This is a genomic window from Mesorhizobium sp. M0751, assembly GCF_040320265.1.
In the GTDB taxonomy this organism is placed as follows: Bacteria; Pseudomonadota; Alphaproteobacteria; order Rhizobiales; family Rhizobiaceae; genus Mesorhizobium.
Window position 1 is genome coordinate 123,891 of sequence record NZ_JAMYPH010000007.1, and the last position, 23,694, is coordinate 147,584.

Sequence of the window (23,694 nt, forward strand, 5' to 3'; positions counted from 1 at the left end):
CTTCGCAAAAAGGACGACTTCCTTTGCAGAGAGGGCGTCGCGTCAGGACATTACCGACCCCCTCTGTCGTCTTCGGCGACATCTCCCCCTCGAGGGGGGAGATTAGGCGTCGCGGCAAAGCGCTCGCCGCCAATATCGGCCTTCGACAACTGAGCCCGGTTGATGTTAGATCTTTGCTACCGGTGCGTGCATGTGCCGGAGTGGCGGTTCGTCGGGCTTGGGGACTTCAAATTGCGCAAATATGTCTTGCTGTTTCTCAGCCTTTGTATCGATTACGTCTGGGTAAATGCCGCCGTCGTCCTGGCCGACCAGCTGTTTCCCGGCATTGCCGAGACCGTTCTTGGCCAGCCGGCGTCATGGGCGGCACGGCAGGTCCTTTCGCTGATCCTGTTCAGCCTTGTACGGGTGGCAAACGTCTCGGTGGGCGAATGGCTGCTGTCCTATGCGCAGATGGAGCAGTCGGCCGGCCAGCGACAATGGGCCAATCTGTTGCTTGGCACGCTTGGTGTCCTGTCCGGGATTTGGTACCTGCTGCGCCTCACCGGACCAGACGACGGCGCGCCGTTCCTTTTCATGGTGGAGGACACGCCGCTGAAGACCGCGGCCGTTGCGCTTTACAGCGCCGTATACAGTTGGTGTGGCGTGATGCTGTTGCGGTTCGAGCCCAAGGCGAAGCTCTGCAATGCCCTGCTGTTCGCCTCGGTCCTGCCATTGACCGCGATAAACCTGATCTTCTCCCGCGACGCACTGGTTGCCTCGATGGTGGCGCGCGCCGCCAGCCAGGGCCGTTCGTTCCCGGTGGAAAAGGCGGAGCTCTATGCCCGCGTGTCGATCTACTATGCCATCCTGCTTGTCGCGGTGATGCTGACGATCTTGTATTTCTGCCGCGAACGGCCCATCGCTTCTGTCGGCAGGCCGCTCGAAGGCTCGCCGGGGGCGTAGCCCTATTCGGCCAACAAGCCTTTTCTTGTGGGGTAGGCGGCCAAGCTGCCAATCTCCCCCCTCGAGGGGGAGATGGCCGGCAGGCCAGAGGGGGTCGTTGCGCGTGGAGCGCCATCGCCCTCCGTCGGCGACAGGAGGGCCGCATCAGGACGTACCGACCCCCTCTGTCGCCTTCGGCGACATCTCCCCCTCGAGGGGGGAGATCGCAGCTTGGCCCAGCCATCACGGCTTTATCGATCGGCCGGTATCCGCTAAGGGGCGGTGACGAATTCTCCGGACCCAAATATGACCGCCAAGACCAAACCCTCCCCCCTGTTCCTCGGCATCGACACCGGCGGCACCTATACCGACGCGGTGCTGTGGTCGGAAGCCGGCGGCCCCGGCGGAAAAGTGCTGGCCAAGGCCAAGGCGCTGACCACGCGCCACGACCTGGCGGTCGGCATATCGGGCGCGGTCGATGCGGTGCTGCAAAAGGCCGGCACCGACCCGACTGCGATAAAACTGGTGTCGATGTCGACGACGCTGGCCACCAATGCGCTGGTCGAGGGCCAGGGCGGGCGGGTCGCACTTGTGATGATCGGCTTTGCCGAGGGCGACCTGGCCCGCGACGGGCTGAGGGCGGCGCTCGGCACCGACCCGGTGGTGTTCTGCGCCGGCGGCCACGACGTGCACGGCAATGCGGCAAAGCTCGATCTTTCCGGGCTGGAGGCGGCGCTGCCGGAACTGGAAAAGTCGGTGTCCGGCTTTGCGGTCTGCGCCTATTTCGCCACCCGCAACCCGGCGCACGAGCTTGCCGCCCGCGACCTCATCCGCGAAAAGACCGGGCTGCCGGTCACCGCCAGCCACGAGCTTTCGGCCAAGCTCGGCGGCCCGCGCCGGGCGCTGACGACGCTGCTCAACGCCCGCCTGATCTCGATGATCGACCGGCTGGTCGCGGCGACCGAAGGCTTTTTGGCCGCGCGCAACATCGCCGCCCCGCTGATGGTCGTGCGCGGCGACGGCGCCTTGGTCTCGGCCGCCTTTGCCCGCCAGCGGCCGATCGAGACCATCCTGTCCGGCCCGGCGGCCAGCCTTGTCGGCGCCCGCCACATGACCGGCCTCGACGATGCCGTGGTCTCCGATATCGGCGGCACCACCACCGACGTTGCCGTGCTCGACAAGGGCCGGCCGCGGCTCGATCCGGAAGGCGCCACCGTCGGCGGTTTCCGCACCATGGTCGAAGCCGTCGCCATGCGCACTTTTGGCCTCGGCGGCGATTCCGAAGTGGCGCTGGAGGACGGCGTGCTCAGCCCGAAGATCCTGCTCGGGCCGCGCCGCCTGGTGCCGCTGGCGCTGGCCGGCTTGATGCATGGCGAGGCCGTCACAGCAGAGCTCGAACGCCAGCTGCGCGCGCCCAATCCGGGCCGCATGGATGGCCGCCTCGCGGTGCGCACCGGGGTGCCGGAGCGTCTGGCGGCCGGCCTGACCGGCGCAGAGGCGAAACTCTATGAGCTGATTGGTGCCGTGCCGCTGGCTCTCGACAGGTTGCTGACCTCGAATGCCCAGAACGCCACCTTGAACCGGCTGGTGTCCCGCGGGCTGGTGCATATCGCAGGCTTCACGCCGTCGGACGCCGCGCATGTGCTGGGCAGGCAGGCCAATTGGGATCCGGCCGCGGCGCGTCTGGGTGCCGAGCTGTTCGCGCGCAGGCGTGACGGCCGCGGCCAGTTCATCGCCGCCTCGCCGGAGGCGATCTCGGAACGGGTGCTGACCGCGCTGACCCGTCTGTCGGCCGAAGTCATCCTCGAAACCGCCTTTGCCGAGGATGGGCTGGATGGCGCCGCGACCGTCGCTCATGCCCTGGTCCAGCGCGCCGTCGATGCGCATCCTGGCATCGCTCGCCTCAGCGTCGCGCTCGACCGTCCGGTGATCGGCCTCGGCGCCTCGGCGCCGCTGCATTATGCCGGCCTGGCCGAGCTGGTCGGCAATCGATGCGTGGTGCCCGAGGATACTGACGTCGCCAACGCGCTCGGCGCCGTCGTCGGCCAGGTCCGGGTATCGGCCGAGGCGCGGGTCAGCCAGCCCAAGGAAGGGCTGTTCCGCGTCGCCTCAGGCGAAAGCGTGCGCGATTTCAACGACGAGGCGGCGGCGATCGCCGCGGCGGAGAAAGACGTGCGCGCCATCGCCGCCGGGCGGGCGAAGGACGCCGGCACCGACAGCGCCGAGATCGAAATCGCCAGCGAATTCCGCGTCTCCACCGTAGAGGGCCAGCGCATGTTCATCGAGGCGCATGTCGTGGCGGTGGCGTCGGGACGGCCAAGGATTGCGGTGTAGGTTCAGTCGATCTCCCCCCTCGTGGGGGAGATGGCCGGCAGGCCAGAGGGGGGCGCTGTCCCGCCGACCTCTCAGTCGTTTGCTGTTGTGCCCTCAGACTTGCGGCTGGTCGTAAATGACAAGGTCCGCGATCCTTCACGCCCCCCTCTGCCCTACCGGGCATCTCCCCCACAAGGGGGGAGATTGGCAGCTTTGGCCAGCGGCGAAAATGCCCTACCTTCGGCCTAAGCGAATTGACCCTGTAGCCATGGCATGTCAAACGCCCCGGTGCCGGCAACCCGGCCAAGCCTTGGAGAAGCCCTGATGACCGATCGCGTCGAGATCGCCGGATTGCGGATTGCCCGCGAGCTTCATGATTTCGTCGTGAACGAGGCGCTGCCGGGCACCGGCATCGAGGCTGGGGCATTCTGGAACGGCTTTTCGGCGATCGTCCATGATCTCTCGCCAAAAAACCGGGCGCTGCTCGATAAGCGCGATGCCATGCAGGACAAGCTCGACCGCTGGTATCGCGACAATGGCGCGCCCGTCGACATGGAGGCCTACAAGAGCTTCCTCCGCGAGATCGGCTATCTCCTGCCCGAGGGGCCGGCCTTCGGCGTGACGACCGAAAATGTCGACCCGGAAATCGCTTCGGTCGCCGGGCCGCAACTGGTGGTGCCGGTGATGAACGCGCGTTATGCGCTGAATGCCGCCAATGCGCGCTGGGGCTCGCTGTACGATGCGCTCTACGGCACCGATGCCATTCCGGAGACGGACGGCGCCGAGAAGGGCAACAAATTCAATCCAGCGCGCGGCGCCAAGGTCGTCGCCTGGGTGAAAAGCTTCTTCGACGAGGCGGTGCCGCTCACGACAGGCAAATGGGCGGGGGTCAACGGGCTTTCGGTCGCCAACGGCATGTTGCGGCTGGGCGAGGGTGCCGGCGCCACCACGCTTGCCGACCTCAAGCAGTTTGCCGGCTATCGCGGCGATGCCGCCGACCCCGAAGCCGTCCTTTTGGTCAAGAACGGCCTGCACATCGAAATCATTGTCGACCACAACAACCAGATCGGCCGCACCGATCCGGCCGGCATTGCCGATGTCGTGCTGGAATCGGCGCTGACCACCATCCAGGACTGCGAGGATTCGGTGGCGGCCGTCGATGCCGAGGATAAGGTGCTGGTCTACCGCAACTGGCTCGGCCTGATGAAGGGCGACTTGGCGGAGGAGATCACCAAGGCCGGCAAGAGCTTTGTCCGGAGGCTCAACCCCGACCGTACTTACACTGCGCCGGATGGCGGCACGCTGACCTTGCCCGGCCGCTCGCTGATGCTGGTCAGGAACGTCGGCCACCTCATGACCAATCCGGCGATATCAGACCGCGACGGCAACGAGGTGCCGGAAGGCATCATGGATGCGGCGCTGACGGCGCTGATCGCGCTGCACGACATCGGCGTGAACGGGCGCCGCGCCAACTCCCGCGCCGGCTCGATGTACATTGTAAAGCCCAAGATGCACGGGCCCGACGAAGTCGCCTTCGCCGTCGAGATTTTCGACCGCGTCGAAGCGCTGCTCGGCATGGCCAAAAACACCATCAAGATGGGCATCATGGACGAGGAGCGGCGCACCACCGTCAACCTCAAGGAGGCGATCCGCGCCGCGAAAGACCGCATCGTCTTCATCAACACCGGCTTCCTCGACCGCACCGGCGACGAGATCCACACCTCGATGGAAGCCGGCCCGATGATCCGCAAGGGCGACATGAAGCAGGCCGCCTGGATTGCCGCCTACGAGGCCTGGAACGTCGATACCGGGCTGGAATGCGGACTGGCCGGCCACGCCCAGATCGGCAAGGGCATGTGGGCGATGCCCGACCTGATGGCGGCGATGCTGGCCGAGAAAATCGCGCACCCCAAGGCCGGCGCCAATACCGCCTGGGTGCCATCGCCCACGGCGGCAACCCTGCACGCCACGCACTACCACAAGGTCGACGTCCACGCCGTGCAGCAGGCGCTGAAAAGCCGGCCCAGGGCCAGGCTCGACGACATCCTGTCGGTGCCGGTGGCAAGGCGGCCGAACTGGTCGCCTGAAGACATCCAGAAGGAACTCGACAACAACGCACAAGGCATTCTGGGCTATGTCGTGCGCTGGATCGACCAGGGCGTCGGCTGCTCCAAGGTGCCCGACATTCACGATGTCGGCCTGATGGAGGACCGCGCCACGCTGCGCATCTCCTCGCAGCACATCGCCAACTGGCTGCATCACGGCGTCTGCACGCCCGCGCAGGTGATGGAGACGATGAAACGCATGGCGGCGATCGTCGACCGCCAGAACGAAGGCGATCCGCTCTACCGGCCGATGGCACCGGATTTCGACAAGTCCATCGCCTTCCTCGCCGCCTGCGACCTCGTCTTCAAAGGCCGCGTCCAGCCCAACGGCTACACCGAGCCGGTGCTGCATAAGCGGCGGCTGGAACTGAAAGCGAAAGAGCAGGCGGGATAAAAACCTATGACAGTCAGGCTGTGAACGGTCGCGGATCCTCAGGCATTAAATATTTGAACAATGTACTGTAGGGTGGGGTGAGCGTGACTGGATACCGCCACGACAACGTGCGACGAATTTCTCAGGGGCCAAATGAGCAACAACAGGTCTGAACTAAACGTCAGAAAATTCTTTGTATCGATAATAGTCATTTGGGAAGCATTGCTATTCAATTCGCTGCCGACCCAGGCTACGGAAGAGGTGCCATTAGCTGTTCCTCTGATAAAATTGGAGTACCCGGGAAATCCACCCAATATCCGGATGTTGTATGTTAAGGTGCTGTCCCTTGGTAACCGAAAAGTAAATCAACCGCTCTTATTGGATACCGGATCCAGTGGCATGACGATCGACTGTGCTTCTGTGCTTCCCAAGAAGCTGTGTTCCGTCGAAGGAATAAAAATCACGAAAGATCTGGAACGGGATGGGATAACTGTTACCACCCAAAAAGCCGTCATGAATTACGGAACCTACGACGAGTACGGAAATGTTGCGTTGGCCCGAGTGACTTTCGGCTCCCGAGGCTCTTCCATCTCCACCGAGGCATCCATCCCCTTCCTTATTCGCTATAAGGAGGTCAGACGCAGCACAGGTGAAATTGTCGGTGGCCGGCTCTGACCAAAAGGAATTTTTGGCATTTCTCCTATTGGGGGTGGTGGACCAAATCAAATGCTGAAATCCCCGATGGATGCCGTGAGTCCCAGAAATGGCTTGCGAAAGGGGTATTATCTTTCTCCGGTAGGAGCCGATTGGAGAGCTTGCACGAACGAGGAGGCGAATTGCCCGGCAGTTAAGGCACTTCACATTGGGATATCGGACAGCGTGAAAAGCGGGTTCAATATGGATAAATGGAAAACCGCTAGCGATCGCTATAATTTCCCAACCATAGGTTCATGTATACTGTTGAGAGAAAAGACAACTTGCCGGCCGACGCTTTACGACACGGGAAATTCGACAATCGTAATAGCGGACAGCCCGCCAAAAGATTCGGGCGGATCAATGGATGTCGGGACCAGAGTGGCGGTAAAAATCGCGATGCTGGGGGAGTGGAAGTTCGACACGTCATACAGATCCGAGTTGGAATTCTCTCCAACGATCGCCCACAACATCATTGGCATACGGTATTTTGAAACGAATAGTTTACTTGTTGATCTTGAAGCGAAAGAAATCGGAATTCGTATCGGGAATTGACCAGAGCTCTTTGTCGTGTTCGGCCGCAGGACGGGACGCTCCTACGCCGCTTGTGCCATTCGTTCCGAGCTCATGCGGTAGGAAATCGCTTCGGCCAGATGGATGCGGCCGACCGTTTCGCTGGCCTCGAGATCGGCCAGCGTCCGTGCCACCTTCAAGACGCGGTGATAGGCGCGCGCGGAAAAGCCGAGCTTTTCGCTGGCGTCCCTGAGCAGCGACAGGCCGGCGGCATCGGGCATGGCGATCTCCTCGATGACCGACGGCGAGCAATGCGCGTTGGTGGTGGCGGAGGTCGCGCCGAGCCGCTCGAAGCGCTCGCGCTGGATCGTACGGGCACGAGCGACGCGCAGTGCCACGGCTGCACTCTTCTCAGCCCGGTCCGGCCGGATCAGATCGCTCGCCGAAACCGCCGGCACCTCGATCCTGAGATCGATGCGATCGAGCAGCGGGCCGGAAATGCGGGCCTGGTAGTCGGTGCGGCAGCGGTCGCCGCGCAGGCAGCGATAGCCCGGCTCGCCGGCCATGCCGCAACGGCACGGGTTCATCGCCGCGACCAGCTGGATACGCGCCGGATAGGTAACGCGATGATTGGCGCGCGCGATCATGCAGTCGCCGGTCTCCAGCGGCTGGCGCAGCGCATCGAGCGCCTGCGGCGAGAATTCGGGAAACTCGTCGAGGAACAGCACCCCGTGATGGGCAAGCGAAGCTTCGCCCGGCCGCACGCGCAAGCCGCCGCCGACCATCGCCGCCATCGAGGCCGAATGATGCGGAGCCCGGAACGGCCGCCGGTCGGTGAGTTTTCCTTCGCCGAGCTCGCCGGCCACCGAGGCGATCATCGAGACTTCGAGCAATTCCCTGGGCGCCAGCGGCGGCAGGATCGACGGCAGCCGCTGCGCCAGCATCGATTTACCGGAGCCCGGCGGACCGACCATCAGAAGATTGTGGCCGCCGGCTGCCGCCACCTCCAGCGCCCGCTTAGCGGTCTCTTGCCCCTTGATGTCGGCAAGGTCGGGCAGGTCGCGCGCCGAGGCATGGATGCCGGCTTCCGGCCGCGACAGGACCTGCGTGCCGCGAAAATGATTGGCGATGGCGATCAGGCTGCGCGGCGCCAAGATGTCGAAATCCTTGCCGGCCCAGGCCGCTTCCGGGCCGCAGGCGAACGGGCAGATCAGGCCTTTGCCTTCGGCATTGGCGCCGATCGCCGCCGGCAGCGCCCCGGCCACCGCGGCAATGGTGCCGTCGAGCGACAATTCGCCAAGCACGACATAGCCGGCCAGCATGTCGCCCGGAATGGCGCCGAGCGCCGCCATCAGCCCGAGCGCGATCGGCAGATCGTAATGGCTGCCTTCCTTGGGCAGGTCGGCGGGCGCCAGATTGACGGTGACCTTCTTCGACGGCATCGACAGGCCGGATGCATGCAGTGCTGCCTGTACCCGCTCGCGGCTTTCCGCCACCGCCTTGTCGGCCAGCCCGACGATGTGCATGTTGACCTTGCCTGGCGCGATCATCACCTGCACGTCGACCGGCACGGCCTCGATGCCCTGGAAAGCAACCGTGCGAACCCGCGCCACCATGTCGTCACCCCGGATGCAGGCTTTGCCCCAAGCCTTTGCGATCATGCCGCGAACGGCGTCACCGGAGACAACCACAGATTTCCGGCGAAGGGCGATTATATATTTGACAAACCCAACGGGATGAGCGATAACGATTCCAAGGAGTTATCGCCATGTCCGTTTTGTCCCGCCCCTACTTCCATAACGAAGCCGCCGCATTTGAGCATGTAGAGGGTATGCTGTGGCCGCAGGGCCCGGTCTGCCATCACTGCGGATCAATGGATAAGCACTACAAGCTGGCTGGCGTCCGCTCGAAGCCTTCCAAGAAGAACCCGCACGGCGTTGAGCGCCACGGCCTCTACAAGTGCGCCGCCTGCCGTGCCCAGTTCACCGTCCGCATGGGCACGATCTTCGAGGAAAGCCATTTGCCCCTGCACAAGTGGTTGCAGGCCATCCACCTCATGTGCTCGTCAAAGAAGGGCATTTCCTCGCACCAGATCCACCGCGTTCTGGAATGCACCTACAAGACCGCGTGGTTCCTGTCGCACCGCATCCGCGAAGCCATGCGCTCGGATGACTTCACGCCCATGGGTGGCAACGGCAAGTTTGTCGAGGTGGACGAAACCTACATTGGCCGTCTGGCTGGCGTTCCCAAGCAGAGGACCGGCGCGGCTCACAAGAACACCGTGCTTACGCTTGTGGAGCGTGGCGGCATTGCCCGCTCGTTTCACATCGACAGCGCTTCGGTTGCCCGCGTCCTGCCGATCGTCAACGCCAACATCCACAAGGAAAGCGTCTTCATGTCGGATGAGGCGCGCGTGTATGACAACATCGGTCCCGAGTTCGCGGCGCACGGCAAAATCAACCACGGTCGCGAGGAATACGTTCGCGGCATGGTCCACACCAACACCGTGGAAGGCTTCTATTCGATCTTCAAGCGCGGCATGAAAGGCGTTTACCAGCATTGCGCCGAGCACCATCTGCACCGCTATCTGGCTGAATTCGATTTCCGCTATTCGAACCGTTCGGCCATGGGCATTGAGGACAGCGTTCGTTCGCTCATCGCTTTGAAGGGCGCCAAGGGCAAGCGCCTTACCTATCGACAAGCTTATTGATGCCAAAAAAGAACACTACCGCAAACCGGTGCAGTTGAAGCTTCCTTTATGGAGGGGAGAACCGTTTCGGAAGCGATACAAGCGGTGAGACATAAGCGGTCAGTGGACTATTTTATTTTCCGGATTCACAGATCGTATCTGGTTTGCTAGAATTGCTTCGCTTAGCGAAGGGGTCCGCAGCTTCTCTTGGGAGGGAAAGGCACTAGTTAAGCCATTCGGACGCGCGACACGGTGAAATTCTGCCGGCCGTGGCACTACAGTGATGTAGGCGCATATTGTGGGGTTCGTGGCAGGCCCCACCGCGTTCATTGGGCGAGCGGCAAACAGCCGCTCGCCACCCCATCTAGGATTATCCCGCGCTTCAACAATGCTTCAAGCTGTCGATCGCCGAAGCGATGGAATGTGGATACGTACGGCTCGAAGCCTCCCGCCGTTACTTTGATGGCCGCTTTGTATCGTTTTTTGGTGGCCGGGTGATCATAGATCACGACAGCGTTCTTTGGCCTGTCAGCCACCCATACCCCATCGCGGAGCATCATGGGCAGGCAGAGAAGGTCAATCATTGTGATGTCACAATGGTCTTTGAGAATGTGCCGCAGAGATGCGCTAGAAAGGTAGGCAATGCCGAGGCTGCACCCTAAATGTGTGGAAGTGTTCGCAGGCATATAGCCGACAGGAACCGTCCTATCAGGCGGCTCAAGAAGCCCTTCCAACTGAGTGAGATCGAGACAGATGCCCAAAGAAAAACCGCCAGAAGCCAAAGAACAAATCGAAAAATTCCGCGAGGCCGCTCGCGAACTGGAAACGGACCAGTCAGAAGAAGCCTTTGACCGCGTGTTGAAGAAGGTGGCGAAGGCGCCGCCGCCCAAGGAAAAAAGTCCAAAGACGACGGCCAAGTCGGGTTAAGCGGCTCGCGGCTTAGGAAGCAGCTTTGGCAGGTACTGCAATGCAGCGCTATCTCGACCCTTGAAGTACTCTATCGCCTTGAGCGGCAGCCATTCCTCGCGGAAATGACGCCGCCAATCAGCGAGGAGGCTTTCAGGATACGCCTTCGCCTGAATCCGGCGACCATCTTCGTACAGGTGCCAATATTTCGGTAGGGCGTTAGTATCGACACCCTTGGCACGCAGCCATCTGCAAAACATCAGCCCGTGCGAGATGTCGGGAACCATGTGCTCGGGCAACGTATAGCCCATGATTTCCAACGGGGCGATCAATGCCTGGGTCAGTTCGGTTAAGATAGAGAAGTGTCCCACCGGGACGTTCTGTTGGTTCGCGACATAGCGTCTGAGATGGTATGGCATCTCTGTCTGGGCGGGTTTCCCCTTCCCAGACATCCAATCGTAGACCCATTGGCTGACCTTGACGGCAAACTCAGCAGAACACCATTGAGCCAGATTGATAGCCACTTGAGGATGAACCCATGTGCCTTGAAGGCGCGGGTCACCACCACTTATCGACTGCACCAAATCCGTCCTGTTAATCTGCAGGACGGATTCCAGTGCAGCTAAGTAGTCTGCGGACGTGGCGAGACGTCTGTAGCCTGACCACTCTTTACCCGCCGCTTGGCACATAGCGGTGGCGTTAATGTACCCGTCCTTGGGGCGCTGATAAATGATAGTACCTTGCGCTTTATGCGGTATGAGATCGAAATGCTGCTGCATGTGACATAAACCTTTTGACATGTCGTTATGCGGCAAGTGTCGAAAAGCGCTTGACATGTGGAAAGGACTTCCCACATATCCGTCAAGTGATCACGACACCCACCGCGAGGTGGTTAAAATTAGGCCCGGAGGTGTTAGCGCACCGCCGGGCCGTCCTGTTTCTACCGAATCTGTTCCGGTAAACCGACAGTATATCGGTAACCATGCGGCTCCCCACAAGGGCATGCCGCAATTTTTTTGCGCGAACTTGGGCGATGGCGAAATAATCGACTCAAAATGTCGAACGTACACTAACAATATTTCGCCCGGGCGGGGAGCGTTGCGCTCTATCTCCACTTATGAAGGGGTAGCCATTCCCCCTACGGCTGGGTAACGCGGCTCTAGCCCCTTTCGCAGCCTATCCCGTCGTGATCGCGATCAAGATCATAGATATCTGCACCTACGACAGTGACCGGTCCGCGTACATACGCTGGGCCATTGCCGCTCCCGGATGAACAATCGACATCGCTGGCTATGGGGACGCAAGCGCCTGTGTAGTTTGGATCGCAGGATTGCTGGGCATGAGCGGAACCAAAGAGTGACGTTACGCCAAGAGCGACAACGCACAGACGACGAATGGCCATGACTGCCCCCCGGGCTTTTAGACCCAAAGAACACCTTAGAGGCGCAGATGGGCCAGCGCAAGTTCGGCTTGGTCCTGATAATTGTCATCTAGGAATGCAAAATATTGCAACGCACCCTTTTACCATGCGGTGCAACATAGGTCCGTGTTGCTGTCAGATATTCAAAAACATTATTCGAGAATAACTGCAAAGCGGACTCTCAAGAGTCTTTCTGCTAGGTATCGTCGCGTTAGAAACACATCGATTCGGAGAAAGTGATTGTCAAAAGTTACCGCCTTCCACTCAAAGCTTCCGGGCACAAGCGTGCATCACGACGACAACAAGTGCACCGAAGGCAATAACATCGAAACGAAGAACCGGGTCTCTGGGACCGGTGGTCTGCCGAAGTGCGACCATTGCAAGCGTCTCTAGACGCCTTCAGACTGGGCCTTTTTGGAGAACACCATTTCCCAAAGAGGCCCAGTTAGCTCGCCGTCATCAACAGTCCAGATGCGACGTACGCACAACACCGGCAGGCCATGAGCCGCCGCTATAGCGAAGGCCCTAAAGCCTTCAGCCTTGCCACCGAAGAAGCGAATAGTCGGCTCGGGGAAGACATGACCGCTCCCGCCTTCGCAGGATTCTGAGGTCTCAATCCCTTCACCGCGCAAGACATGCACGTACGGCGCAATCCCTGCATCCATAGGCATGTCCAGTTCAAGGCCATGCGAAGTTCGTAGGCTATGGATATCCTGGTCCATTCGCTCCAACGCGGGCGATTTGACACGGTTCCTTGGTGCTGGGTGAGTTGCCGGCCTGTCGAGGATCATATTCCTACACTCCTGCCGGGTTTGTCAAATATATAATCGCCCGGCGAAGGCAAGAACATTTGGGGAACGGGTGAACGCAACGGCTGCAATGGTTTGCAACGCGGCCGCTCCCGAAGCGAGACTAGTTACGCTTCTCCTCCACGGCATCCCAGAACAGGCTGGCGATGTCGGCGCCCCCAAAACGCTGCACTTCGCGTATGCCGGTCGGTGAGGTCACGTTGATCTCGGTCATGTAGTCGCCGATGACGTCGATGCCGACGAGGATGAAGCCGCGCTCTTTCAGCGAGGGGCCGATGCGGGCGCAGATCTCGCGTTCGCGTTCAGTCAGCTCGGTCTTTTCGGCGCGGCCGCCGACGTGCATGTTGGAGCGCGAATCATGCTCGGCCGGCACGCGGTTGATGGCGCCGACCGGCTCGCCGTCGATCAGGATGATGCGCTTGTCGCCGGCGCGCACCTCCTTGAGGTAGCGCTGCACGATGTACGGTTCGCGGAACATCTGGCCGAACATTTCGAGCAGCGAGGCGAGGTTGCGGTCGGCCTCATGCAGGTGGAAGATACCGGCGCCGCCATTGCCGTAGAGCGGTTTGACGATGATATCGCCGAACTCCTTGCGGAAGGCGGCGACCTCGAGCGGGTCCTTGGTAATCAGCGTGTCCGGCATCAGGTCGGGAAATTCGGTGACGAAGATCTTTTCCGGGCTGTTGCGCACCCAGGCAGGGTCGTTGACCACCAGGGTCTTCGGATGGATGCGCTCGAGAATATGCGTGGTGGTGATGTAGTTCATGTCGAAGGGCGGATCCTGACGCAAAAGGATGACGTCCATCTCCGATAGGTCGGTGCGGACTTCTTCGCCCAGCGAATAATGGTTGCCCTTCTCGTCGCGGACCTGCATCTCCTCGATACGGGCAAACACCTTGCCCTCGCGCAGCGACAGCCGGTCGGGCGTGTAGTGGAACAGCTGGTGCCCGCGCCGCTGCGCTTCCAGCGACAGCGCAAACGACGTGTCGCCGGCAATCGACACGGTGGAGATATGGTCCATCTGGACGGCGACTTTCAGGGGCATGGCAGCTCTCCGGCGCACTTGGGGCGATCCACTTGGATGCACAAAGTACGCTCCAACATTTTTCAATCCATGCATCGTGCTTTTCGAAAATCGATTTCCGATTTTCGGGCCGATGCATCGACGACAGCGATATAAGGAAATCGGCGGCTTCTGCCAATCGGCCAAGGTCATGATGAGGCTGCGCTTCGCTTGGCGCAGATCCCAACGCGATGTGCCTTCAGCGGTCGAAGACCAGCTTGGAATAGCCGAGGAAGGACAGCGCCATGGCAATCAGCGAGGCGACCGCAAGAGCTATGAGCGGCGACACCATCGGCAGCGCAAACAGCATGGCGCAATAGACGAGATAATTGACGAGGCTGGTGGCAATGCCGACGCCGCCATAGCGTGCGCCCTCTTGCGCGACGCCGCGGCTGGAAGGCGAGAAGGTCAGGTGGCGGTTGATCAGCCAGGTGACGGAAAGGGCAAAACCGATCGAAATGATGCTAGCCGCGAAGGGTCCGAGTGGCGCTATCGTCAGCACCAGCCAAAGCGCAGCCGCGTCGGCGACGAAGCCGATACCGCCGGCGACAATGAAGCGGGCGAAGCGTCCCATTTAGGCTCTAAGCCGCCCGCGGGGTCTTGCGCGGTCCGGCCTTCAAAGTCGCGAGCGCGCTTGCGCGTTCGCGTTCGACGCGACCGGAAGGCATCGATAGATAGAAGATGCGCTTCTGCTCGGCCCGGCCGCGCGACACCGAATCGAGTATTACCCCGGTCACCGCCGCCAGCATCGACAGCAGCAGCAGCCCGACCGACAGTACCCAGGTCGGCATGCGCGGCACCAGTCCGGTTTCGGCGAACTCGATCAGAACCGGCGCCATCAGAAATAGGCTCGATGCCAGGAAGAACACCGAAAAAGCGCCGAAGAAACGCAGCGGCTGCGTCTCCTTCATCAGCATGGCGAACATCCACAGGATCTTCGCGCCGTCGCGAAAGGTCGACAGCTTCGACGAGGAGCCCTCCGGCCGGCGGCCATAGTCGAGCCCGATCTCGCTGACCGGCAATTTGAGCTGCGAGGCGTGCACCGACATTTCGGTCTCGATTTCGAAGCCGCCGGAGACGGCGGGAAAGCTTTTGACGAAGCGCCGGGTGAAGGCGCGGTAGCCGGAGAAGATATCGGTGAAGTCCGAGCCGAACAGCCGCTTGTAGAGGCTGTTGAAGATGCGGTTGCCGAAGGCGTGGCCTGTCCTGCCGGCATCGTCGACGACGCCGCGCCTCGTGCCCACCACCATGTCGGAGCGCTCGGTCAGCAGCGTGTTGATCAGTTGCGGCGCGTCCTCCGGCGCATAGGTGCCGTCGCCGTCGGCCATCAGGTAGATGTCGGCCTCGATGTCGGCGAACATGCGGCGCACGACATTGCCTTTGCCCTGGCGCGGCTCGCGCACCACGATGGCGCCGGCGGCGCGGGCTCGGAGCGCCGTCAGATCGCGCGAATTGTTGTCGTAGACATAGATCGCGGCGGAAGGCAGCGTTTCGCGAAAGCGCCGCACCACTTCGCCGATCGTCAGCTCCTCATTGTAGCAAGGCAGCAGCACGGCGATCCTCGGCTCATGGCGCACTTCTTGTGGCATTTTCGTCTCCGGATGCCCTGTGAGGAGGCCCCTGGCCGCTCAAACGCCGGCCTCGCTCGGGCGGCTTTACTATTTATTGAAGCTGTTAAGGCTAGGTTTAAACCGCCCCGTATTCCTTCCAAAGGTCCTGATATGAGCACAGCCGACGATGGCGCCTCCAGTTGGAGGTCCGATATCGCGCTGGCGCTGCTTGCCATATTGCTGGCGCTTGCCGTCAATGCCTTTGCCGGCTTCCCGGAACTGACCAATGCCGGCGGCGACAACGATAATCTGCTGCGCCTTGTCGAAGTTCGCGACATGCTGGCCGGCCAGGGCTGGTTCGATCTGCACCAGTACCGGATGGGCCTGGAAGGCGGTTTCGTCATGCATTGGTCGCGGCTGGTCGATGCGCCGATCGCCGCCGTCATCATCGCCGTATCGGCCCTGACCGGCAGCGCGGCTCTTGCCGAGAATGTCGCTCAAGTGTTGTGGCCGGCGCTGCTCTTCTGCCTGACCGTGTTTTTCACCGCTCGCGCCGCGCGCAGCTTTGCCGGTGACGGCGCTGTGCTGCCGGCTGTCGTCGTCGGCGCCGCAGCACTGTATTTCCTTGGCATTTTTTCGCCCGGCGCGCTCGATCACCACAACGTCCAGCTGATGCTGAGCATGGCCAGCCTGAGCCTTCTGCTTGAAGCGCCGTCGCGCAGGGCGGCGGCATTGCTCTCCGGCCTGTGCGCCGGATTGATGCTGGCCGTCGGCATGGAAACCGCGCCTTATGTCGCCACCATCGGCGCCTCTGTCGCCACGCTGTTTGCCCTCGAGGCCAATGGCGAGAGGCTGATCGCCAGGGATTTCGGCCTCGGCTTTGCCGGCGTGTCCGCTCTCGTCTTTGTCGCCACCATTGCGCCATCCGCCTGGGGTCAGGCGCAATGCGACGCCTTCTCGACCGTGCAGTTCGTCGTCGCAGCGATTGCCGGAACCGGCCTTGCGGCGATAGCGTCGATCGAGCCGGCCGGCCGCACGCGCGGGAGGCGGTTCGCCTCGCTTGGCCTGCTTGCACTGGCATTGGGCACTGTCGTCGTCCTTTTGTTTCCGCAATGCCTGGCAGCGCCCTATGCCAATCTCGATCCGCGCCTCAAGGAGCTATGGCTTGATCACATCGACGAGGCGCAGTCGCTGTTCAAACTGCTCGCCGAGGATCCGGCCGAGGTGGTCGCGCGCTATGCCACGCCGCTCATTGCGCTCGTGCTGATGGCGCTTCGCCTTGGCCGTGGCGGCTGGCGACGGCAGGACAGCCTTGTCGGTTCGCTGCTTGTCGTGGCGTTCATCGTCAGCGCCTGGCAGGTGCGCGGTTCGACATTCTCGATCGCCTTCGCTGTCATCCCGCTTGCCGCCTGGATTGCCAAATGGCGTCAACGGGCCGAGGCCAGCGCATCGCGCGGCGTGGCGCTGCGCATGGCTGCCGTCTGGCTGGTTTCGGTGAATGCGGTCTGGACTGGGGCTGCCGCGGCGACCTCGGTGGCCTTCGACGACAGCAACGCCACGGCCGATAATGGCACTGATGTCGCTTGCCAGCGCATGGCCTCCTTTGCGGCACTTGGCCGCCTGCCCGGCACCACGGTGCTGGCAATCTCCAATCTCGGATCGCCGATCCTGGCCTATTCCGGGCATCGCGTCTTCGCCGGGCCTTATCATCGCAACATCGCCGGCAACCTGCTGGTGCTCGATGCCTTCCTTGGGTCCGATGCCGATGCCAGGACGGTCCTGGCCGATCATCATGTCGGCCTCGTCGCGTTGTGCCCCGGCAGCGCCGAAAGCAAGCTCCTCGCAACCAAGGCGCCGGCAGGCTTTCTTGCCGGGTTGATGCGCGGCAGCGTGCCGGAATGGCTTGAGCCGGTCGCCGGGACCAGCGGAGCCGCCGTCGAATTGTACCGCGTCCGGCTGGGCAGTTGATCGATCGGCGGCCCGTGCGGCCTTTTGTCGGACATAAGTCCTGACAATCCACTCTTTCGCCCTTGCCCGCCCGACACGGCTGGATAGGATGCGCGCCGGCCGACCGAGATCATTGGACCGGGAGAGAATTCATGATGCCATCGGCACGCTTTGCCGACCTCGAAGGCGCTTCGGTGCTGATCACCGGCGGCGGCTCCGGCATTGGTGCTGCCTTGACCGAAGGTTTTGTCCGCCAGGGGGCAAAGGTCGCCTTTATCGATATCGCCGACCATCCGAGCCTGGCGCTGGCCGATCGGTTAGACAAGGAGCTCGGCCGGCGACCGCTCTATCTCGAGACCGACATACGCGACATCGAGGCATTGCGGCTATCAGTCGCCAAGGCCGCCGAGGCGCATGGCGACGTCACCGTGCTGGTCAACAATGCCGCGCAGGATGACCGTCATGCCGTCGAAGACGTCACGGTCGAGTTCTGGGACAACAACCATGCCATCAACCTGCGCCCGCATTTCTTCAGCGCACAGGCGGTGGCGCCGGGCATGAAGCGGGCCGGCGGCGGCTCGATCATCAACTTCACCTCGACGTCGTTTCTCATCAACCATCCCGACATGCCGGCCTACACCGCCGCCAAGGCCGGCATCGTCGGTCTCACCAAAGGTCTTGCCGGCAAGCTCGGCGTCGACGGCATCCGCGTCAACGCGATCGCGCCCGGCTGGGTGATCACCGAGCGGCAGAGAAAGCTCTGGGTCACCGAAGAGGCGCTCGCCGCCCACGTCGCCAAGCAGTGCATCAAGCGTGTGATGCAGCCGGACGACATCGTCGGCACCGTGCTGTTCCTGGCGTCGGATGCTTCACGCATGCTGACCGCGCAGATGCTGATCGTCGACGGGGGGTTCCTGTGATCTCACCGAGCAAGGCGGCGTCTGTCGCGGCCGTCGACTGGGGCACCACCCGTATGAGGGTCTGGCTGCTCGACGGCACCGGCAAGGTTCTCGCCGAGCGGCGCGGCGATGACGGGCTGATCACCGCCCAGGCCAAAGGATTTGCGTCCATTCTCGAAGGGCATCTGGCCGCCATGGGTGCAGCCGAGGCGCTGCCGGTCATCATTTGCGGCATGGCCGGTTCGCGCCAGGGCTGGCTGGAGGCGCCCTATGTCAGCGTGCCGGCGCCGATAGGCGCTATCCTCGCCGGTGCTGCCCACATCCCCGGCCAGCACCGTGACATCCGCATCGTGCCTGGCCTTGCCCAACGCCTCGCCGATACACCTGACGTCATGCGCGGCGAGGAAACCCAGCTTGCCGGCGCCGGTTTGCCGGCAAAGGGACGCCACCTCGTCTGCATGCCCGGCACCCATTCGAAATGGGTGCTGGTCGAGGACGGCTCCGTTGCCGGCTTCGGCACCTGGCCGACCGGCGAGCTGTTCTCTGTGCTGGCCGCGCACTCGATCTTGCGCCATTCGCTGGGCGAGCCGCCGAAGCCGGTTGCCCCCGAAAGTCCGTTTTTCCGGGACTGGTGCCTGAAGGCGCTGGCCGAGGGCGGTGACATCGTTTCAAGACTGTTCTCGATCCGCGCCGCCAGCTTGCTGCAGGATCTGAAGCCGGAGGATGCCGCCGCCTGCCTGTCGGGCCTGCTGATCGGCGGCGAGATCGCTTCGGCAAATCGCCGTTATGGGGTAAGCGCTGTGCCCGTCGTGCTGATCGCGTCGGGCGCACTTGGCACGCTCTATGCCGAGGCGCTCGGCCTTGCCGGGCTCGCTTTCAGGGCGGTCGACGCCGACGAGGCGGTGCGTGCCGGCCTTGCCGAAGCCGCGCGCGAAAATGGCATGATCGCCAAAAATGGAGTTGCCGCATGACAGAGACCGCACCTTTTCCAAAGCTCGAGCGGGGTCTGGTCGCGATCCTGCGCGGCCTGAAGCCAAGCGAGGCGGTGGCCATCGGCCAGGCGGTCTTCGGCGCCGGCATCGAAGCGATCGAGGTGCCGCTCAACTCGCCCGAGCCCCTTGTTTCGATCGCCAGCATTGTCGAAGCGCTTCCTCCGACAGCGCTGGTCGGCGCCGGCACGGTGCTCACCGCCGCCGATGTCGATGGCCTGCACAAGGCCGGCGGGCGGCTGCTGGTCAGCCCCAATATCGATGCCGAGGTCATGGGCCGTGCCATGCAGTACGGCATGGTGACAATGCCCGGCGTGTTCACGCCGACCGAGGCATTCCAGGCCATCCGGCTCGGCGCCTCGGCGCTGAAATTCTTCCCGGCAAGCGTGCTTGGCGCGGCGGGCATTTCGGCGATGCGCGCGGTGCTGCCAGCCAGTGTGCTGGTCGGCGCGGTCGGCGGCGTTTCGGATAAGGATTTTGCCGGCTACAAGGCAGCCGGCGTCAGCGTCTTCGGTCTTGGCTCCAGCCTCTTCAAGCCGGGCATGAGCGTCGACGAAGTAGCAGCACGGGCGAAAGCCGCAGTTCAGGCCTGGGACGCGGCGTTTGGAGTGGCATGATGAGCGAGACAATCGTTTCGGTTTTTTCCGACCATGTCTGCCAATTGGGCGAGGGGCCAAGCTATGACCCTGCGACCGACACGCTCTACTGGTTCGACATCGTCAACGGCCAGCTCCTGGAAAAGCGTCTGTCCGGCGGTGCGGTCAAGATCCACGAGCTCCACCAGATGGCCAGTGCCATTGCCGTCATCGACGACCGGCGTCAGCTGATCGCCACCGAGACCGGCCTGCATGTCCGCGACGTCGCGACCGGCAAGCTGACGCTGCACACGCCGATCGAGGCCGACAATGCGGTCACCCGCTCGAACGATTCACGCGTTCACCCTTGCGGCGCGCTCTGGGTCGGCACCATGGGCAAGGGCGAGGAGAAGGGCGCCGGTTCGATCTACGGGTTCTTCAAGGGCGAGCTGCGCCGGCTCTATGCGGATATCACGGTGCCCAATTCTATCTGCTTTTCCGAGGATGGGACCATTGCCTATTACACCGATACCGGCACCGGCCTGTTGATGCGCGTCGGCTGCGATCCGATGACCGGCCTGCCGGTTGGCGAACCGAAGGTCTTCGTCGACCACCGTTCGGCCAAGGGCTATATCGATGGTTCGGTGCTCGACCGCGACGGCATATTGTGGAACGCCTGCTGGGGCGGCAGCGTCGTCGAAGCCTATGGGCCCGACGGCAAGCTTGTCCGCTCGGTGGCGATGCCGGTCACGCAACCGTCCTGTCCGGCTTTCGTCGGCAGGAATGCCGACCGGCTCGCGGTCACCTCCGCCTGGTCGGGCAAGAGCGAGAAGCAGCGCCTGCTCGACCCGCAAGCCGGCCTGACGTTTATGCTCGACATTCCGGTCAATGGTCGCTTCGAGCCACGCGTGCTGATTGGCTGACCATGATCCTGAACCTTTGGTTCGGGAAAGATCATGGTCAAACAAGAACATGGTGCACTTGCTGTCGTGCAGGCGTCCGATCGACGTCGGTTCCGCGCAAGCCGAATGCGTTCGCCGTGCGATGGTAGGCAATCGTGCTGCCAGGAGCCGTCCCACCCATGTCAACCCGCAAGCCGAAACTGATCCTGGTTTATGAGCCGGAAAAGGCCTGCTTCGATCGGCTGATCGCCGACAATCATGTGCCGGCGCGTGCCGCCGAAATCGCCTCCTATCTGGCGCAATCGACCGACATCGCTGCTGAATTCGACGCACTTGCCACCGCTTGCCAGAAGCGCCGCCTGACCTTCGCGCCGGTGGCGCTCGACGATGCCGCGACCGTTCTCGCCAGCGAGGACCCGAAGACCACGCTTGTCTGGACGCTGACCGACGGCATTGCCTATTTCCGCGGCGGCGCAGCACCAGCTCTGGCGCGGCTGAACGGCCTGAAGACGATCGGCGCCGAAGATGCGCTTTTCGCGCTCTGTCAGGACAAGTTCCGTTCGGGCGCCGTGCTCGGCGCGTTCGGCTTGCCGGTGCCGCAGGCGGGCCTTGCCCGCGACGGTGCCTGGCTGGTCGCGCCACCGGCCTCGCCTGCCGGCTGGTTCGTCAAGCCGAACCGGCTCGGCGCCAAGATCGGCATCTGGCCGGATTCGCGCTGCGACGATCTCGGCCATGCGCTGGAGCTTAGCCGGCGCGTATTTGCCGCCTATCGCGACGATGTCGTGGTCCAGCCCTATGTCGCCGGGCGCAACGCGCGGGCCAGTTTTCTCGGATTGAAGCCGGATACCGGCGTCGAGGCGTTGGGCATCGCCTTTGTCGATTCAGGCGGCGATTTCCAGACCATGCAGGACAGCCTGGCGCTTTACGGCAATACCGGCGCAGCGGCGAAAGCGTCGGGAACATACGCAGAGCCGGCGTTGCTGCCGGTCGCCGACGGCCAGCCTCGAGCCGATGCCAGAATCCGTCGCATCGCCGAAAGCTTGATGGTCGGGCTTGGCCTGAGGGATGTGTTTTCCATCGACTTCCGGATCGAAGCCGACGACAGCGTGCACCTCATCGAGTTCGAGGTCTGTCCCGGCCTGCCCTGCTTCGATTTCCGCGATTACTGTCGCCGGCAATGGGGCCTGAGCCTCGCCGATGCGATGGCTGAAACCGCGACGAACCGGCTTCTCGCCTAAATCCCCTCGACCAGCACGATTTCGCCGTCAGCCACCTTCTGGCGGATCGCGACGGCGCGCTGGTATTCGGGCGAGTGGTAGCAGTCATGCGCCGCCGCAAGCGACGGAAACTCGATGATCACGTTGCGGTCGCGGCCCGGCCCCTCTGCCTTCTCATGCGCGCCGCCGCGCGCCAGGAACTTGGCGCCGAAGCGGTCGAAGGCCAGCTTGGCAGCTGCGACGTAGTCCTTGTAGCCTTCCGCATCGCGTACATCGACGCGAGCGATCCAGTATCCCTTGGGCATGGCTTTTCTCCGGGTCTTTGGCAGAGCACGGACCGATTTTGAAAGTCGCTCCGGCGAGTTGGCTGGGGGTGTTTTCGAGAACCGGAGCGGAGCGTACTCAAAGTACGTGAGCACCGGAAGCGGAGAAAACGCCGCCAGACGGCCGCCGGAGTAGAGTTTCGGAATTGGTCCTTAGGCCGAGCGCATTTCATCGAGGATGGCTTCCGCTGCCGCCCGCCTGTCGGCCGCGCCGACGATCGGCCGGCCGACGACGAGGTGGCTGGAGCCGTTGCGGATCGCCTGCGCCGGCGTCACCACGCGTTTCTGGTCGCCATGGTCGCTGCCCTTCGGCCGGATTCCCGGCGTCACGACGGCCAGGTCGGGGCCGACGATGCGGCGCACCGCCTCCGCTTCCTCGGCCGAGCAGACGATGCCTCCCATGCCGGCATGCAGCGCCTGCTCGGAGCGCCTCAGCACCAGCGTATGCGGATCATACTCATAGCCGGCGTCGATCACGTCCTGCTCGTCCATCGAGGTCAGCACAGTGACCCCCAGCAGGCAAAGGTCGCTGCCCTTCGCAGCCTCGACCGCCGCCTTCATCGTCTTCGGATAGGCATGGATGGTCAGCATGCTCATGCCCATTTTGACGATGTTGTCGACCCCCTTGGCTACCGCGTTGTCGATGTCGAGCAGCTTCATGTCGAGGAAGATCCTGGTGCCGCCGCTGGCCAGCTCGCGGGCGAAGTCGAGCCCGCCGGCAAAGGCGAGCTGGTAGCCGATCTTGTAGAAGGAGACGATCCCGTCGAGCTCGCGCACCGCCTTCTCGGCTTCCTTCAGCGTCGGCAGGTCGAGGCCGACGATCAGCCTTTCCTGCATTGTGTCGGCGTGCGCGGCGTCCGGGATCATGCCTCGATCCGCGTCGACAGCATGCGCGAGGTTTCGATCAGCGTGCGGCATAGGTGCTCCATCGATTGGTGTAGTCTCTCATCCCTGAAGTTGCCCTCGTCGTCGAAGGCGTTGCCGCCCTCCGGCACCGAACACTCCGGTGTCACCACCTCCATCCGGCAGCGCACCAGCACGGCGCGCAGATGGTTGATGCAGCGTATCCCGGCGAAGGGTCCGTTGGAAGACGAGCAGAGGCCGGCGACCTTGCCGGCAAACGGCCTGAACGTCCGGCCGCCATCCTTGCGCAGCTGGCTCACCCAGTCGATGGTGTTCTTGAGCAGCGGCGGAATGGAGCCGTTATATTCGGGCGTCGCGATCAGCAGCCCGTCATGGGCGGCGATCATCCGGCCGAGCTTGACGGCGTTTTCGGGAATACCTTCGTCCTTTTCCAAATCCTGGTCGAGGATCGGCAGTGGATAGTCGGCAAGCGAGATGCGGGTCACCTCGGCGCCCTGCATGGCAAGTTCCTTCTGCGCCACGTCGGCGGTCCTGCCGCTATAGGCGCCGTTGCGCACCGAACCGGCGAAGACAAGAATTTTCGGGATCACAGCCATGGGTCTGCCTTGTCACCCGATGGGTAT

23 protein-coding genes are annotated in these 23,694 nt (G+C 62.7%); 13 read left to right on the plus strand and 10 right to left on the minus strand.

Annotated elements, in window-relative coordinates; genetic code table 11:
• Positions 1 to 162: 162 nt before the first annotated feature.
• From NKI19_RS13855 to NKI19_RS13875, 5 genes are all read left to right on the plus strand, one after another.
• Positions 163 to 942 carry a hypothetical protein gene (locus NKI19_RS13855; RefSeq protein ID WP_352491155.1) on the plus strand — a complete coding sequence of 260 codons (780 nt, stop codon included), beginning with the start codon at positions 163 to 165 and terminating at the stop codon, positions 940 to 942.
• Positions 943 to 1,227: 285 nt separating this feature from the next.
• Positions 1,228 to 3,255: a hydantoinase/oxoprolinase N-terminal domain-containing protein gene (locus tag NKI19_RS13860; protein WP_352565503.1), complete on the plus strand. Its 2,028-nt coding sequence runs from the start codon at positions 1,228 to 1,230 to the stop codon at positions 3,253 to 3,255.
• A 303-nt stretch (positions 3,256 to 3,558) separates the two neighbouring features.
• Complete coding sequence (locus NKI19_RS13865; protein WP_352565501.1) at positions 3,559 to 5,733, plus strand: malate synthase G; 2,175 nt, start codon at positions 3,559 to 3,561, stop codon at positions 5,731 to 5,733.
• 132 nt (positions 5,734 to 5,865) lie between these two features.
• A complete protein-coding gene (locus NKI19_RS13870) occupies positions 5,866 to 6,387 on the plus strand; it encodes a hypothetical protein (protein WP_352565499.1) in 522 nt (173 codons plus the stop codon).
• Positions 6,388 to 6,438: 51 nt separating this feature from the next.
• Positions 6,439 to 6,960, plus strand: a complete 522-nt coding sequence (locus tag NKI19_RS13875; protein WP_352565497.1) for a hypothetical protein — start codon at positions 6,439 to 6,441, stop codon at positions 6,958 to 6,960.
• Positions 6,961 to 7,001: 41 nt separating this feature from the next.
• Here NKI19_RS13875 and NKI19_RS13880 read toward each other — a convergent pair whose 3' ends face one another.
• On the minus strand, positions 7,002 to 8,534 hold the full coding sequence (locus tag NKI19_RS13880; protein ID WP_352468148.1) for a YifB family Mg chelatase-like AAA ATPase: 1,533 nt from the start codon (positions 8,532 to 8,534) through the stop codon (positions 7,002 to 7,004).
• Positions 8,535 to 8,686: 152 nt separating this feature from the next.
• Here NKI19_RS13880 and NKI19_RS13885 point away from each other — a divergent pair, with 152 nt between their 5' ends.
• The gene (locus NKI19_RS13885) at positions 8,687 to 9,628 is read left to right on the plus strand and encodes an IS1595 family transposase (protein ID WP_352565496.1); all 942 of its coding nucleotides are present in this window, start codon (positions 8,687 to 8,689) and stop codon (positions 9,626 to 9,628) included.
• A gap of 305 nt (positions 9,629 to 9,933) precedes the next feature.
• On the opposite strand, the gene NKI19_RS13890 is transcribed toward NKI19_RS13885, so the two are convergent.
• A complete protein-coding gene (locus NKI19_RS13890) occupies positions 9,934 to 10,191 on the minus strand; it encodes a hypothetical protein (RefSeq protein WP_352565494.1) in 258 nt (85 codons plus the stop codon).
• Positions 10,192 to 10,360: 169 nt separating this feature from the next.
• On the opposite strand from NKI19_RS13890, the gene NKI19_RS13895 reads away from it, so the two are divergent.
• Positions 10,361 to 10,534 (plus strand): hypothetical protein, encoded by a 174-nt coding sequence (locus tag NKI19_RS13895; RefSeq protein ID WP_352565492.1) that lies wholly within the window; start codon positions 10,361 to 10,363, stop codon positions 10,532 to 10,534.
• Here NKI19_RS13895 and NKI19_RS13900 read toward each other — a convergent pair.
• From NKI19_RS13900 to NKI19_RS13920, 5 genes are all read right to left on the minus strand, one after another.
• Positions 10,531 to 11,292: a KilA-N domain-containing protein gene (locus tag NKI19_RS13900; protein WP_352565491.1), complete on the minus strand. Its 762-nt coding sequence runs from the start codon at positions 11,290 to 11,292 to the stop codon at positions 10,531 to 10,533. The genes NKI19_RS13895 and NKI19_RS13900 overlap by 4 nt on opposite strands.
• Before the next feature lie 1,030 nt (positions 11,293 to 12,322).
• The gene (locus NKI19_RS13905) at positions 12,323 to 12,655 is read right to left on the minus strand and encodes a hypothetical protein (protein WP_352565489.1); all 333 of its coding nucleotides are present in this window, start codon (positions 12,653 to 12,655) and stop codon (positions 12,323 to 12,325) included.
• Positions 12,656 to 12,845: 190 nt separating this feature from the next.
• Positions 12,846 to 13,787 carry a glutathione synthase gene (gene gshB, locus NKI19_RS13910; protein WP_352565487.1) on the minus strand — a complete coding sequence of 314 codons (942 nt, stop codon included), beginning with the start codon at positions 13,785 to 13,787 and terminating at the stop codon, positions 12,846 to 12,848.
• A gap of 217 nt (positions 13,788 to 14,004) precedes the next feature.
• The gene (locus tag NKI19_RS13915; RefSeq protein WP_352565485.1) at positions 14,005 to 14,379 is read right to left on the minus strand and encodes a GtrA family protein; all 375 of its coding nucleotides are present in this window, start codon (positions 14,377 to 14,379) and stop codon (positions 14,005 to 14,007) included.
• 7 nt (positions 14,380 to 14,386) lie between these two features.
• Positions 14,387 to 15,394: a glycosyltransferase gene (locus NKI19_RS13920; protein WP_352565483.1), complete on the minus strand. Its 1,008-nt coding sequence runs from the start codon at positions 15,392 to 15,394 to the stop codon at positions 14,387 to 14,389.
• Between the two features lie 132 nt (positions 15,395 to 15,526).
• Here NKI19_RS13920 and NKI19_RS13925 point away from each other — a divergent pair, with 132 nt between their 5' ends.
• The 6 genes from NKI19_RS13925 (at position 15,527) to NKI19_RS13950 (ending at position 21,905) form a co-directional block, all read left to right on the plus strand.
• The gene (locus NKI19_RS13925) at positions 15,527 to 17,323 is read left to right on the plus strand and encodes a GtrA family protein (protein WP_352565481.1); all 1,797 of its coding nucleotides are present in this window, start codon (positions 15,527 to 15,529) and stop codon (positions 17,321 to 17,323) included.
• Between the two features lie 131 nt (positions 17,324 to 17,454).
• Positions 17,455 to 18,222, plus strand: a complete 768-nt coding sequence (locus tag NKI19_RS13930; RefSeq protein ID WP_352565479.1) for an SDR family NAD(P)-dependent oxidoreductase — start codon at positions 17,455 to 17,457, stop codon at positions 18,220 to 18,222.
• Positions 18,222 to 19,172 (plus strand): 2-dehydro-3-deoxygalactonokinase, encoded by a 951-nt coding sequence (locus NKI19_RS13935; protein ID WP_352565568.1) that lies wholly within the window; start codon positions 18,222 to 18,224, stop codon positions 19,170 to 19,172. Before NKI19_RS13930 ends, NKI19_RS13935 begins: the two co-directional genes overlap by 1 nt.
• Positions 19,169 to 19,807, plus strand: a complete 639-nt coding sequence (locus tag NKI19_RS13940; protein ID WP_352491146.1) for a 2-dehydro-3-deoxy-6-phosphogalactonate aldolase — start codon at positions 19,169 to 19,171, stop codon at positions 19,805 to 19,807. Before NKI19_RS13935 ends, NKI19_RS13940 begins: the two co-directional genes overlap by 4 nt.
• Positions 19,807 to 20,688: an SMP-30/gluconolactonase/LRE family protein gene (locus tag NKI19_RS13945; protein WP_352565477.1), complete on the plus strand. Its 882-nt coding sequence runs from the start codon at positions 19,807 to 19,809 to the stop codon at positions 20,686 to 20,688. The genes NKI19_RS13940 and NKI19_RS13945 overlap by 1 nt, the downstream gene beginning before the upstream one ends.
• 158 nt (positions 20,689 to 20,846) lie before the next feature.
• Positions 20,847 to 21,905 carry a D-alanine--D-alanine ligase family protein gene (locus tag NKI19_RS13950; RefSeq protein WP_352491144.1) on the plus strand — a complete coding sequence of 353 codons (1,059 nt, stop codon included), beginning with the start codon at positions 20,847 to 20,849 and terminating at the stop codon, positions 21,903 to 21,905.
• Here NKI19_RS13950 and NKI19_RS13955 read toward each other — a convergent pair.
• From NKI19_RS13955 to NKI19_RS13965, 3 genes are all read right to left on the minus strand, one after another.
• Complete coding sequence (locus NKI19_RS13955; RefSeq protein ID WP_023718908.1) at positions 21,902 to 22,189, minus strand: DUF1330 domain-containing protein; 288 nt, start codon at positions 22,187 to 22,189, stop codon at positions 21,902 to 21,904. The genes NKI19_RS13950 and NKI19_RS13955 overlap by 4 nt on opposite strands.
• Before the next feature lie 171 nt (positions 22,190 to 22,360).
• Positions 22,361 to 23,074: an orotidine-5'-phosphate decarboxylase gene (pyrF, locus tag NKI19_RS13960; protein WP_352491143.1), complete on the minus strand. Its 714-nt coding sequence runs from the start codon at positions 23,072 to 23,074 to the stop codon at positions 22,361 to 22,363.
• Entirely contained in the window at positions 23,071 to 23,667 is a 597-nt protein-coding gene (locus tag NKI19_RS13965; RefSeq protein ID WP_352491142.1) for an NADPH-dependent FMN reductase, read from the minus strand. Before NKI19_RS13965 ends, pyrF begins: the two co-directional genes overlap by 4 nt.
• Positions 23,668 to 23,694: the final 27 nt, after the last annotated feature.

Bases quoted from the DNA above. Each gene is read 5' to 3' on its own strand.
- NKI19_RS13920 (WP_352565483.1), bottom strand. From the start codon at position 15,394: ATGCCACAAGAAGTGCGCCATGAGCCGAGGATCGCCGTGCTGCTGCCT.
- NKI19_RS13885 (WP_352565496.1), top strand. From the start codon at position 8,687: ATGTCCGTTTTGTCCCGCCCCTACTTCCATAACGAAGCCGCCGCATTT.
- NKI19_RS13965 (WP_352491142.1), bottom strand. From the start codon at position 23,667: ATGGCTGTGATCCCGAAAATTCTTGTCTTCGCCGGTTCGGTGCGCAAC.
- NKI19_RS13895 (WP_352565492.1), top strand. From the start codon at position 10,361: ATGCCCAAAGAAAAACCGCCAGAAGCCAAAGAACAAATCGAAAAATTC.
- NKI19_RS13930 (WP_352565479.1), top strand. From the start codon at position 17,455: ATGATGCCATCGGCACGCTTTGCCGACCTCGAAGGCGCTTCGGTGCTG.
- NKI19_RS13915 (WP_352565485.1), bottom strand. From the start codon at position 14,379: ATGGGACGCTTCGCCCGCTTCATTGTCGCCGGCGGTATCGGCTTCGTC.
- NKI19_RS13940 (WP_352491146.1), top strand. From the start codon at position 19,169: ATGACAGAGACCGCACCTTTTCCAAAGCTCGAGCGGGGTCTGGTCGCG.
- NKI19_RS13860 (WP_352565503.1), top strand. From the start codon at position 1,228: ATGACCGCCAAGACCAAACCCTCCCCCCTGTTCCTCGGCATCGACACC.
- NKI19_RS13950 (WP_352491144.1), top strand. From the start codon at position 20,847: ATGTCAACCCGCAAGCCGAAACTGATCCTGGTTTATGAGCCGGAAAAG.
- NKI19_RS13870 (WP_352565499.1), top strand. From the start codon at position 5,866: ATGAGCAACAACAGGTCTGAACTAAACGTCAGAAAATTCTTTGTATCG.
- gshB (WP_352565487.1), bottom strand. From the start codon at position 13,787: ATGCCCCTGAAAGTCGCCGTCCAGATGGACCATATCTCCACCGTGTCG.
- NKI19_RS13875 (WP_352565497.1), top strand. From the start codon at position 6,439: ATGCTGAAATCCCCGATGGATGCCGTGAGTCCCAGAAATGGCTTGCGA.
- NKI19_RS13865 (WP_352565501.1), top strand. From the start codon at position 3,559: ATGACCGATCGCGTCGAGATCGCCGGATTGCGGATTGCCCGCGAGCTT.
- NKI19_RS13900 (WP_352565491.1), bottom strand. From the start codon at position 11,292: ATGCAGCAGCATTTCGATCTCATACCGCATAAAGCGCAAGGTACTATC.
- pyrF (WP_352491143.1), bottom strand. From the start codon at position 23,074: ATGATCCCGGACGCCGCGCACGCCGACACAATGCAGGAAAGGCTGATC.
- NKI19_RS13855 (WP_352491155.1), top strand. From the start codon at position 163: ATGTTAGATCTTTGCTACCGGTGCGTGCATGTGCCGGAGTGGCGGTTC.
- NKI19_RS13945 (WP_352565477.1), top strand. From the start codon at position 19,807: ATGAGCGAGACAATCGTTTCGGTTTTTTCCGACCATGTCTGCCAATTG.
- NKI19_RS13905 (WP_352565489.1), bottom strand. From the start codon at position 12,655: ATGGACCAGGATATCCATAGCCTACGAACTTCGCATGGCCTTGAACTG.
- NKI19_RS13880 (WP_352468148.1), bottom strand. From the start codon at position 8,534: ATGGTGGCGCGGGTTCGCACGGTTGCTTTCCAGGGCATCGAGGCCGTG.
- NKI19_RS13955 (WP_023718908.1), bottom strand. From the start codon at position 22,189: ATGCCCAAGGGATACTGGATCGCTCGCGTCGATGTACGCGATGCGGAA.
- NKI19_RS13925 (WP_352565481.1), top strand. From the start codon at position 15,527: ATGAGCACAGCCGACGATGGCGCCTCCAGTTGGAGGTCCGATATCGCG.
- NKI19_RS13890 (WP_352565494.1), bottom strand. From the start codon at position 10,191: ATGATTGACCTTCTCTGCCTGCCCATGATGCTCCGCGATGGGGTATGG.